At 70.1% G+C, this 11,022-nt stretch carries 10 protein-coding genes; 8 read left to right on the top strand and 2 right to left on the bottom strand.

Annotated elements, in window-relative coordinates; all coding sequences use genetic code 11:
* From QZ772_RS00670 to QZ772_RS00660, 3 genes are all read left to right on the top strand, one after another.
* A partial coding sequence (locus QZ772_RS00670) for an efflux RND transporter permease subunit (protein ID WP_295521995.1) occupies positions 1-796 on the top strand: 796 nt, incomplete at its 5' end.
* Positions 796-1,488, top strand: a complete 693-nt coding sequence (locus tag QZ772_RS00665; protein WP_295521998.1) for a heavy metal response regulator transcription factor — start codon at positions 796-798, stop codon at positions 1,486-1,488. The genes QZ772_RS00670 and QZ772_RS00665, both read left to right, overlap by 1 nt.
* Positions 1,489-1,492: 4 nt before the next feature.
* Positions 1,493-2,860 (top strand): heavy metal sensor histidine kinase, encoded by a 1,368-nt coding sequence (locus QZ772_RS00660; RefSeq protein WP_295521992.1) that lies wholly within the window; start codon positions 1,493-1,495, stop codon positions 2,858-2,860.
* Positions 2,861-2,914: 54 nt separating this feature from the next.
* Here QZ772_RS00660 and QZ772_RS00655 read toward each other — a convergent pair whose 3' ends face one another.
* Together QZ772_RS00655 and QZ772_RS00650 are read right to left on the bottom strand one after the other, a co-directional pair.
* Positions 2,915-3,550 carry a class I SAM-dependent methyltransferase gene (locus QZ772_RS00655; protein WP_295521989.1) on the bottom strand — a complete coding sequence of 212 codons (636 nt, stop codon included), beginning with the start codon at positions 3,548-3,550 and terminating at the stop codon, positions 2,915-2,917.
* 318 nt (positions 3,551-3,868) lie between these two features.
* Complete coding sequence (locus tag QZ772_RS00650) at positions 3,869-4,771, bottom strand: LysR family transcriptional regulator (RefSeq protein ID WP_295521987.1); 903 nt, start codon at positions 4,769-4,771, stop codon at positions 3,869-3,871.
* Between the two features lie 124 nt (positions 4,772-4,895).
* Between QZ772_RS00650 and QZ772_RS00645 the strand changes: the two genes are divergently transcribed.
* The 5 genes from QZ772_RS00645 to QZ772_RS00625 form a co-directional block, all read left to right on the top strand.
* Positions 4,896-6,107 carry an MFS transporter gene (locus QZ772_RS00645; RefSeq protein WP_295521984.1) on the top strand — a complete coding sequence of 404 codons (1,212 nt, stop codon included), beginning with the start codon at positions 4,896-4,898 and terminating at the stop codon, positions 6,105-6,107.
* 96 nt (positions 6,108-6,203) lie between these two features.
* The gene (dkgB, locus tag QZ772_RS00640) at positions 6,204-7,019 is read left to right on the top strand and encodes a 2,5-didehydrogluconate reductase DkgB (RefSeq protein WP_295521981.1); all 816 of its coding nucleotides are present in this window, start codon (positions 6,204-6,206) and stop codon (positions 7,017-7,019) included.
* A gap of 37 nt (positions 7,020-7,056) precedes the next feature.
* A complete protein-coding gene (locus QZ772_RS00635) occupies positions 7,057-8,055 on the top strand; it encodes a LysR substrate-binding domain-containing protein (protein ID WP_295521979.1) in 999 nt (332 codons plus the stop codon).
* Between the two features lie 214 nt (positions 8,056-8,269).
* A complete protein-coding gene (locus tag QZ772_RS00630; protein WP_295521977.1) occupies positions 8,270-9,811 on the top strand; it encodes an AMP-binding protein in 1,542 nt (513 codons plus the stop codon).
* A gap of 14 nt (positions 9,812-9,825) precedes the next feature.
* Positions 9,826-11,022 (top strand): acyl-CoA dehydrogenase family protein (locus tag QZ772_RS00625; RefSeq protein ID WP_295521975.1); only part of this gene is annotated, 1,197 nt, incomplete at its 3' end.

Raw genomic sequence — 11,022 nt, 5'->3', positions numbered from 1 at the left:
CTGCGTGCGCAGCGACGCGCTGAAGGCCTGCGCCGTGCCCTGGAAGCTGCCGGTGAGCGTGGGCGGCACGCCCATCTCGGCCTGCGCCTGCTGGATCTGCTCCACGGCCTGGCCCAGCGCGAAGCCGGGCCAGGCCGTGGAGCAGATCCAGCAGGCGCAGGCCGAGATGGGCGTGCCGCCCACGCTCACCGGCAGCTTCCAGGGCACGGCGCAGGCCTTCAGCGCGTCGCTGCGCACGCAGCCCTACCTGATCCTGGCGGCGCTGATCGCGGTGTACATCGTGCTGGGTCTGCTGTACGAGAGCTACATCCATCCGCTCACCATCCTCTCCACGCTGCCCTCGGCCGGCGTGGGCGCGCTCTTGATCCTCATGGCGGGCGGCTACGATCTGAGCGTGATCGCGCTCATCGGCATCATCCTGCTCATCGGCATCGTCAAGAAGAACGGCATCATGATGGTGGACTTCGCCCTGCATGCCGAGCGCGACCGCGGCATGAGTCCGCGCGACGCCATCTTCGAGGCCTGCGTGCTGCGCTTCCGTCCCATCATGATGACCACCATGTGCGCCCTGCTCTCCGGCCTGCCGCTGATGCTGGGCCATGGCGCCGGCTCCGAGCTGCGCCGGCCACTGGGTTATGCGATGGTGGGCGGACTGCTGCTGTCGCAGGTGCTCACGCTGTTCACCACGCCGGTGGTCTACCTCTACCTCGACCGCGCCCACCACTGGTACATGCGCCGCAAGGCTGCGCGCGCCGCCCGTGCCGCCACGCCGCGGCTGGAGGCCGCTCAGCCATGATGCGGGTGCTGATCGTCGAGGACGAGCGCAAGACGGCCGACTACCTCAGCCAGGGCCTGACCGAGCAGGGCTGCACGGTGGACGTCGCCTACGACGGCATCGACGGCCAGCACCTGGCGCTGCACCACGACTTCGACGTCATCGTGCTCGACGCCATGCTCCCAGGCCTGGACGGCTTCGAGGTGCTGCGCTCGCTGCGCGCCGTCAAGGGCACGCCGGTCATCATGCTCACCGCCCGCGACGGCGTGGAAGACCGGGTGCGCGGCCTGCAGGGCGGCGCGGACGACTATCTGGTCAAGCCCTTCTCCTTCATCGAGCTGCAGGCCCGGCTGCAGGCCCTCACGCGCCGCGGCCGCGCGCAGGAGCCCACACTGCTGCGCGTGGGCGATCTGCAGATCGACCTGATCAGCCGCCGCGCCCTGCGCGCCGGCCAGCGCATCGACCTCACGGCCAAGGAATTCGCACTGCTCACCCTGCTGGCCCGCCGCCAGGGCGACATCCTGTCCAAGACCGCCATCGCCGAGCAGGTGTGGGACATGAACTTCGACAGCAACACCAACGTGGTCGAGGTGGCCATCAAGCGCCTGCGCTGCAAGATCGACCTGCCCTTCGCCGAGCCACTGCTGCACACCGTGCGCGGCATGGGCTATGTGCTGGAAGAGCGCGCGCCCGGCGCGGCGGGCAACGACTGAGCGGATGCGCCGCGGCTCCATCGCCCTGCGTCTGGCGCTGATGTTCACCGCCGTGGCGGTGTTCATCTTCGCGTTGCTGGGTGTGGCGCTGCTGCAGGTGTTGCGGCACGAGTTGCGGCGCCACGAGCGCGAAGAGGTGCAGAGCCGCCTGGAGGATGTGCGCTACATGCTGGAGCACGGCCGCTCATCGGAGCTGGCGGCCCGCGCGCGCGAGAAGATCGCCGCGCTCGAAAGCCGCAACGGCGAGGTGCGCTACTGGATGTGGAGCGAGGCGCCGGCCTTCCGCTGGGCCGATGACGCCAAGGCGATGACCGAGTCGTTGAAGGACGAGGACGGCGTCGTCGAACTGCCCATCGGCCCCAACGGCCGGCCCATGGCGCTGATGTCGGCGCGGCTGCCCGCCAACGACGTGCGGCCCGAGGTGCAGCTCATTGCCGGCGTGAGCGGCGCCGCGCCGCGCCAGACCCTGCACACCTTCGAGGCCGCCATGGCCGTGCTGGCGCTGACCGGCGCGGGCGTTGCTGCAATGATGGGCTATTGGGTGGCCCGCGTGGGCCTGCGCCCGCTGCAGCGCCTGTCGGCCGAGGCCCAGGGCATCGGTCCCGACAACCGCGGCCAGCGGCTGCAGCTGCCGGCCCTGCCCATCGAGCTGACGGACATGGGCCAGTCCTTCAACGCCGCGCTCGACCGGCTGGACGGCGCCTACCGCCAGCTGGAGACCTTCAACGCCGACGTCGCCCACGAACTGCGCACCCCGCTGGCCAACCTGATCGGCCAGACCCAGGTCACGCTGGCCCGCGAGCGCGACGCCGCCCAACTGCGCGAGGTGCTGCAGTCCAACCTGGAGGAACTCGAGCGCCTGCGCTCCATCGTGGCCGACATGCTCTTCCTGGCCCGCGCCGAACAGGGCGAGCGCGCCCGGCGCCTGGTCGACGCGCCGCTGGCGCTGGAAGTGGCCAAGACGGTGGAGTTCTTCGATGTGCTGCTCGACGAGGCCGGCCTGCATGTTGACGTGCAGGGCGACGCCATCGCGCCCATCGAGACGGCCCTCTTCCGCCGTGCGCTGAGCAACCTGCTGCACAACGCCATCCAGCATTCGTCGGGCGGCGCCGTCATCCGCGCACGCATCGAGCCGCTGGCCGGCGGTGCACGCGTGAGCGTGAGCAACCCGAGCGCGCCTCTCGCGCCCGAAGCGCTCGCGCGGCTGTTCGACCGCTTCTACCGCGGCGACGGCGCGCGGCCCAACAGCGGCGAGAACCACGGGCTGGGCCTGTCCATCGTGCGCGCGGTGGCGGCCATGCATGGCGGGCAGGTGTTTGCGCAATGGGCCGAGGGCGAGATCACGGTGGGCTTTACCGTGGCGCCGCGCTGAGCGTGCGCGGCCTGCCACCCTTCACCGAGTGCAGCGGGGCAGCCCGCCGGCGCATCAACCCGCGAGCGAATAGGACAGCGCCCAGAAGTGCTGCCACGAGCGGTATTCGCTGATGCGCGCATAGGGCGCCACGGCCGACAGCAACGCGTCGCGGCTGGGAAAGTTCTTGAGCACGCGATGCACGGAGCCATCGGCCAGTCGCCGCAGTTGCCAGGTGTTGCCTTCGGCGTCCTGCTCGGCGATGGGCGTGCTGCTGCCCGGCACGAAGAGGTTGTCGATGAACACCACCTGCGCGCCGGGCTGGAGCGTCCGGTGCAGGCCACGCAGGAAGGCGTCGATGCGACACAGTGGAATGTGCGACCACCAGAAGCCGGCAAAGGCGCCATCGAAGGCCTTGTCGGCCACGGGCAGCGCATAGGCGTCGCCCTGCAACCAGCGCACCGGGGCATCAGGCTGCCGATGCGCGGCGATGCGCAGCGTCTCCACCGCGCCGTCGAGCGCCACCACGCCGGTGCTGGCCGGTGCGTAGAACTGCGTCCAGTAGCCCGTGCCGCACGCCACCTCCAGCACGTGGCGGCCGGCGAGGACGCCGGGCAGCCACGCTTCCATCTCCCGAAGGTCGGCCTGCCGTTCGGGCTTGGCGTAGATGCGGTCGTATTCCGCAGCGCGGGCGGCGTAGTAGTCCTGCATGGCGTTATCTCCTCGGATCGCGAAGCGCCACGCCCGCAAGGCGCGGCGGCGCATTGTGCTGCGCCCTGGCTGACGGCTGGCTCTACCAAAGCGCTAGCGCCTTCGGCACATCGCCAACGCCCGTCGGTCTCGCCACACTCGCGCCGAAGGAGTGAACACCATGGATCTCGACACCACCATCGATTGGCTGACCACCATTTCCCTGGTCACTGGCGCCCTCTTCGTGGTTTTGCTCGTGATCGCCCGGAGGAAGGCGAAGAAGAAGGACGGCCCCTGAAGCCCGCGCTCAAGGCGCCCAGGCCTGGAGCGCCGTGAAGCTCACGGCGACGAGGGCGTGCCAAGCCAATGGGCGGCCAGGTGGTCGATGAAGGACGCAATGCGTGCCGTCAGCGGCGTGTTGCGGTAGTACACCGCCTGAATGGTCTGGCGCACCTCGCGCGTGTGCCGCGGCAGCACCGGTACCAGCCGTCCTTCCGCCACATCGCGCGCCGTCAGGAAGTCGGCCAGGCAGGCGATGCCGGCGCCCTCCAGCGCCAGCTGGCGCAGCGTCTCGCCGCTGGAAGCGACCAAAGCGGGCTCGATGTGCAGTGACTGGCCGTCCGCATCGGCCACCGGCCATTCATTGAGGCTGCTGGGCGAGGTGAAGCCCAGCAGCGTGTGTCGCGCGAGCTCGGCCACGCGGCGCGGCGTGCCGGCCGCGGCCAGATAGTCCGGCGACGCCAGCAGCCGCAGCGCACTGCTGCCCAGCGGCCGCGCATGCAGCGTGGAGTCGCGCAGGCGGCCGATGCGGATGGCCACATCCACGCGGTGTTCGAGCAGGTCGATCAAACCGTCGTGGCTGTGCAATTCCAGCGTGACCTCCGGGTAGCGCGCCCGGTAGCCCGCGACCAGCGGCACCACCACATGCAGCATGAAGGGCGAGGCCGCATCCACCCGCAGCCGGCCGGCGGGGCGCTCGCGGCGTGCGGCCATGTCCTCTTCGGCGGCATCGACGCTGGCCAGGATGGCGCGTGCGCGCGCCAGGAAGGCGGCGCCTTCCTCCGTCAGTTCCAGCCGCCGGGTGGTGCGGCGCATCAGCGTGGTGCCGAGCTTCTGCTCCAGCCGCGCCAGCGTGCGGCTGACGGCCGAGACGGTCATACCCAGCTGATCAGCCGCCCGCGACAGCGCGCCGGTGTCGACCACGGCGGCCAGGGTCTGCATCTCGTCCAACGTCGTCTTCATTCTTGATTCCAGGTCAAAAGTGTTTGGTTTATAGACGGGTTTTTCGCAAGAGCGCATCGCAGGAGACTCGCAGCCTTCCAACCTGTTCGACTGCTTGTGCGGCCACGGCCGCGAGGTGCCTGCCATGCCCATTGCCCTGTTCGCGCTGACGCTCAGCGCCTTCGCCATCGGCACGACCGAGTTCGTGATCGTCGGCCTCATCCCCACCATCGCTGCCGACCTCGGCGTCACGTTGCCCTCGGCCGGTCTGCTGGTGAGCCTCTATGCCCTGGGCGTCGCCGTCGGCGCGCCGCTGCTCACCGCGCTGACCGGCCGGTTGCCCCGCAAGGCGCTGCTGCTGGGGCTGATGCTGCTGTTCACGCTCGGCAATCTGGTGGCCTGGCGCGCGCCGGGCTACGAGTCGCTGATCGTGGCACGCGTGCTCACCGGCCTGGCGCATGGCGTGTTCTTTTCCATCGGCTCGATCATCGCGGCCAGCGTGGTGCCGAAGGAAAAGGCGGCCAGCGCCATCGCCCTCATGTTCACCGGCCTCACGGTGGCGCTGGTCACCGGCGTGCCGCTGGGCACGCTGATCGGCCAGCACCTCGGCTGGCGCGCCACCTTCCTGGCCGTCGCCGGGCTGGGCGTGGTGGCGGTACTGGGCAGCGCGGTCTTCGTGCCACGCGAGGTGCCGCACAGCCCACCGGCCGCTCTCCGCGAGCAACTGGCCGTGCTCGCCCAACCGCGGCTGCTGCTGGTCTATGCGATGACGGCGGTGGGCTATGGCGGCTCCTTCATCGCCTTCACCTTCCTGGCGCCGCTGCTGCAGCAGGTGACGGGCTTCTCGGCCAACGCAGTGAGCGGCGTGATGCTGGCCTATGGCGTCTCTGTGGCCGTGGGCAACCTCTGGGGCGGTAAGCTGGCCGACCGGCTGGGGCCGGTGCCGGCGCTGCAGCGCATCTTCCTCGGCCTGGCCGCGGTACTGGGCGTGCTGAGCCTGACGGCACCGCATCCCGTGCTGATGGTGGTCACGGTGCTGGCCTGGGGTGCGGTGGCCTTCGGCAACGTGCCGGGCCTGCAGGTCTATGTGGTGCAGCAGGCGCAACGCTTCAGCCCCAAGGGCGCGGACGTGGCCTCGGGCCTGAACATCGCGGCCTTCAACCTGGGCATCGCCGGTGGCGCGGGGCTGGGCGGCCTGATCGTCGAGCGGCTCGGCCTGGTCCACACCGCCTGGATCGGCGCGCTGGTGGTGCTGGGCGCCTGGGCGCTCACCACCTGGGCCGGCCGGCTGGACCGCCGCGATGCGCAGGGCCATACCGCAGCGCTTAAGCGCCGCGACGACCGCGTCGCCTGCTGACGCACGGCGCGGTCATCGGCCGCCAGCCGCAGGTTGCGGTGGACGCTACCGTTCATCCACCGATCCCTCCTTTCCCTTCCACCCGGACATCCCATCATGAGCATTCCCTCTCCCATTCCCGCCTTCGGCCTCGGCACCTTCCGCCTCAAGGGCCAGACCGTCATCGATTCCGTGCGCAACGCGCTGGACGTCGGCTACCGCGCCATCGACACCGCACAGATCTACGGCAACGAGACCGAGATCGGCCAGGCGATCGCCGAATCGGGCGTGCCACGTTCGCAGCTCTTCCTGACCACCAAGGTCTGGGTCGACAAGCTCGGGGCCGACGCGTTGATCCCCAGCCTCAAGGACAGCCTGCAGAAGCTGCGCACCGAGCAGGTCGACCTGACGCTGATCCACTGGCCTTCGCCCGGCCGCGCCGTGCCGCTGCGCGAGACGCTGGAGGCGCTGGCCGAGGCGCAGCGACAGGGCCTGACGGCGCAGTTCGGCGTTTCCAACTTCACCATCGCGCTGCTGCAGCAGGCCATCGAGCTGGCCGGCAAGGGGGCCATCGCCACCAACCAGGTGGAGATCAGCCCCTACCTGCAGAACCACAAGCTGGTGAACTACGCGCGCATGCAGGGCGTGCACCTGACCTCTTACATGACGCTGGCCTACGGCAAGGTGCTGAAGGAGCCGGCGCTGACCGAGATCGCCCAGCGGCATGGGGCCACACCAGCGCAGGTGGCGCTGGCCTGGGCGTTGACCCAGGGCTTCTCGGTCATTCCGTCGTCCACCAAGCGAGAGAACCTGGCGTCCAACCTGAAGGCCAAGGACCTGAAGCTCACGTCGGAGGACATGGCCGCGATCGCCGCGCTGGACCGCAACGAGCGCCTGGCCAACCCGGAGAACCTGGCGCCCGCCTGGGACTGACACCCCGCCGTACGCGCGGCTATGCTGCGCGCCACCCATGGACCTGCGCAGCCTCCGTTACTTCATCGCCGTGCTCGAAGCGGGCAGCCTCTCGCGCGCGGCGGCCTCGCTCTACATCGCACAGCCCGCCCTGACGGCGCAGATCAAGAAGCTGGAGGCCGAGCTCGACACGCAGTTGCTGGAGCGCTCGCATGCCGGCGTCACGCCCACCTCCGCAGGCCTGCAGCTCTACGAAGACGCACGCCGCCTGCTGTCGGACGCCGACGCCATGCGCGACCGCATCCGCCAGCTGCCGCAGGGGCCGGAAGGCTCGGTGACCATCGCCCTGCCCTTCCTGCTGGCCTCGCTGCTGATGGGCCCGGTGCTGATGGCTCTGCGCGAGACGGCACCGCGGGTGCGGGTCTTCGTGCTCGACGACCTGAGCCTGATGGTCAAGAAGGCCATGCTGGACCGCCGCGCCGACCTGGGCGTGCTGGTCGACACGCCGGCCGTCGACGGGCTGGAGTGCCGGCCGCTGGCCCGCGAGGCCATGTTCGTCTGCGGCCAGGACGCCGATGGCCAAGTGGGGGCGCTGCTGCAGCCGTCCGCCTCCAAGGGCCGGCGCAAGGCCGGCGCGCCGCCCGGCCGACCCACCCTGGAGTTCGACCACGCCGCACGCCTGCCATTGGTGCTGCAGTCGCGCCGCTTCTCGATCCGCCGGAGCGTGGAAGAAGCCGCGGCCGCGCGGGGCACTGCGCTGCACATCGTCCACGAGCACGACTCCGCACGCGTGATCCGCTCGCTCTACCTGCATGGCGCGGGCTTCACCTTCACGCCGGCTTGCGCGCTGCACGATGCGCCGCCCGCGCGCGCCGACTGGGTCGTCGCCCGCGTGGTGCAGCCCGAACTGGTGCGGACCTACAGCCTCGCCCTGCCCGCGGGCCGGGTGCGGGATGCCGCTACCCAGGCGGTGATGGAGGCCCTGCTCGGCCAGTCGCGCCGGCTGATCGACGAAGGCGCCTGGGAAGCCGAGTGGCTGCATCGCGACCGGCCCTGAACGGCGACGCGCGCCCGCCTGCCTGCCTGCCCGCCGCGCGAGGCCATCACTTGCATTGATGCCCCGGCATCAGCAAACGGTATTTCCGCGATGACCGGCCTTCTGGAACAGTGACCCACACCGCCGCAGGACGCGCAGTCCGTGCGGCAGCCGGTCGAGATTCCAGGAGACAGCCATCAACAACGCCAGCCCTTCCACGCCCGTCGTCCGTCCGGTGACGAACGTAGCCACCCTCGTCGCCCGCAGCGCCCGCGCGCATGCGCGGCAGGTCGCGGTCCGAAGTGCCAGCCGCAGCCTGACCTATGCCGAGCTGGAGCAGCGCGCCTGCCGCCTCGCCAACGCCCTGCTCGGCCTGGGCCTGTCGCGCGGCGACCGTGTCGGCATCTACCTGCCCAACTGCCCAGAGATCGTGGAACTGGAGCTGGCCTGCTACAAGGCCGCGCTGGTCAAGGCGCCCTTCAATGCGCGCCTGTCGCCGGCAGAGGTCGGCGAGGTCGCAGCCAACAGCGACGCCACGCTGATCGTCACCACCGCTGAGCGGGCCGAGGCCATCCGCCCGCACCTGCGCGGCACGTCGCGGCTGGTGCTGCTCGATGCGCCCGGAGACGAAGGCTACGAAGGCCTGCTGGCCCGCGCCAGCGACCGCTTCGACCCCGTGCAGGTGCATGCCGACGAACTGGCCGTGCTGCACTACACCTCGGGCAGCTCGGGCGTACTCAAGGCCGCGATGCAGACCTTCGGCAACCGGCTGGCGCAGCTGCGCAAGTTCCTGATCCGCAGCGAAGGCATGCGCAGCGGACATTCGCTGGGGCTGGTGGGGCCGATCACCCATGCCTCGGGCATGCAGATCGTGCCGGCCCTGTGCAGCGGCGTGACCATCCGCATCTTCAACGGCTTCGAGCCCGCGCGCTTTCTCGCCGACATGAAGGCCGAGCGCATCACCCACACCTTCATGGTGCCGACCATGATCAACATGCTGCTGGCCGAGCTGGAAGGCCAGTACCGCCCGCTGCCCGACCTGCAGCGGCTGGGCTATGGCGCGGCGCCGATGGCACCCGCGCGCATCCTTCGCGCCATGGACGTGTTCGGCCCCGTGCTGTCGCAGGGCTACGGCGCGGGCGAGACGACTTCCGGCGTCTGCGCCCTCAGCACCGAGGATCACCTGCATGCCCGCGCCGCCCGCCCCGAACGCCTGGCCTCCTGCGGCAGGCCCTTCCTCGAATGCGATGTGCAGATCCTGGACGACGCGGGCCAGCCCGTGGCCCAGGGCGAGATCGGCGAGATCGTGGTGGGCGGCGACGACATCTTTGCCGGCTACTGGCGTGCGCCTGAACTAACGGCCGAAGTGCTCAAGGATGGCCGTTACCACACCGGCGACCTGGCCCGCATGGACGAGGACGGCTTCGTCTACATCGTGGACCGCAAGAAGGACATGGTCATCAGCGGCGGCTTCAACGTCTATCCCTCCGAAGTCGAGGCCGTGCTGTACCAGCACGAGGCGGTGCAGGACGCCTGCGTCTTCGCCATCCCCGACGACAAATGGGGTGAGGCGGTGGCGGCACATGTGGTGCTCAAGCCCGGCCGCCAAGCGGACGCGGCGCTGATCGACGCCTTCTGCAGCGCGCAGCTGGCCGGCTTCAAGCGACCGCGGCACATCGAGTTCGTGGCGGCGCTACCGCGCAATCCCAACGGCAAGGTCATGCGCCGGGCGGTGCAGGCGCCGTACTGGCAGGGCCAGTCGCGGATGGTCAATTGAACAAGGGCGACGCCATGACGAACGCAACAACCTCCCCCCCTCTCTTCCGCGCGCCCTTCGAGGGCAGTGAACGCGCCGCCGAACTGATCTCACGCATCCAGCACTTCCTGAACGGCGAGCTGGCCGATCTGGCCCGCGAACACCAGCTCGACCACGAGCACAGCCCCGACCGCGCCCTGCTGCGCCAGGTCTGGCGCCGCTCGCATGAGCTGGGCTTCTACGGTCTCACCCTGCCCGAGCAGCTGGGCGGCCTCGGCCTGTCGGTGCTGGACCATGTGCTGGTCAAGGAAGCCATCTACGCCACCGGCTCGCCCTTTGCGCCGCATGTGCTGGGCGAGCTGAGCGGCCCGCCGCGCGTGGGCGCGCTGGTGCGCCATGCCACGCCGCAGCAGATGGCCCAGTTCATCCTGCCTGTGGCGCAGGCCGAGATGGCAATCTGCTTCGCCCTCACCGAGGCCGAGGCCGGCTCCGACGCGGGTGCGGTGCAGACGCGTGCGGTGCGCGACGGCGACGACTACGTCCTCACCGGCCGCAAGCGCTTCATTTCAGGCTCGCCTTTTGCGGACGCCGCCGTACTGATGGCCTCGACAGCGCCCGAAGGCAGCGAGCAGCGCGAGGTGACGGCCTTCTTCGTCGACCTGCGCTCGCCGGGCGTGCGGGTGGAGTCCAACTACAAGACCATGGCCGGCCAGAGCAGCACCGGCGACATCGTGCTCGAGGGCTGCCGCGTGCCGGCCGGCCAGCGCATCGGCGAGCCGGGTCGCGGCTTGGCCCTGGCGCTGGGTCGCATCACGGTCAACCGGCTGCTGCATTGCCCGGCGATGGTGGGCCTGGCCCAGGTGGCGCTGCGCGATGCGCGCGACTACGCGCTGCAGCGCAAGCAGTTCGGCCGCGCCATCGCGCAGTTCCAGGCCATCCAGCACATGCTGGCGGAGGCCGCCACCGAACTCGCCGCGGCACGCGCGCTGATGATCGCCACCGCCCGCCAGCTCGACGCCGGCGGCGATGCGCGGGCCGAGGCCTCGATGGCCAAGCTCTTCTGCTCGGAGACCGCCTTCCGCGTGGCCGACAAGGCGGTGCAGGTGCATGGCGGCGAGGGCATCGTGCAGGGCCGACGCGTGGAGTTCCTGTTCCGCATGCTGCGCATGTACCGGGTGCTCACCGGCACCAGCGAGATCCAGAAGAACACCATCGCCAAGGAGCTGCTCGCG

The sequence above is a fragment of the uncultured Pseudacidovorax sp. genome (genome assembly GCF_913773995.1).
Classification (GTDB): Bacteria; Pseudomonadota; Gammaproteobacteria; order Burkholderiales; family Burkholderiaceae_C; genus Xenophilus.
The sequence above is the reverse complement of the archived record's forward strand: the minus strand, read 5'-3'. Positions and strand labels throughout refer to the sequence as shown.

Bases quoted from the DNA above. Each gene is read 5' to 3' on its own strand.
- QZ772_RS00665 (WP_295521998.1), top strand. From the start codon at position 796: ATGCGGGTGCTGATCGTCGAGGACGAGCGCAAGACGGCCGACTACCTC.
- QZ772_RS00660 (WP_295521992.1), top strand. From the start codon at position 1,493: ATGCGCCGCGGCTCCATCGCCCTGCGTCTGGCGCTGATGTTCACCGCC.
- QZ772_RS00655 (WP_295521989.1), bottom strand. From the start codon at position 3,550: ATGCAGGACTACTACGCCGCCCGCGCTGCGGAATACGACCGCATCTAC.
- QZ772_RS00650 (WP_295521987.1), bottom strand. From the start codon at position 4,771: ATGAAGACGACGTTGGACGAGATGCAGACCCTGGCCGCCGTGGTCGAC.
- QZ772_RS00645 (WP_295521984.1), top strand. From the start codon at position 4,896: ATGCCCATTGCCCTGTTCGCGCTGACGCTCAGCGCCTTCGCCATCGGC.
- dkgB (WP_295521981.1), top strand. From the start codon at position 6,204: ATGAGCATTCCCTCTCCCATTCCCGCCTTCGGCCTCGGCACCTTCCGC.
- QZ772_RS00635 (WP_295521979.1), top strand. From the start codon at position 7,057: ATGGACCTGCGCAGCCTCCGTTACTTCATCGCCGTGCTCGAAGCGGGC.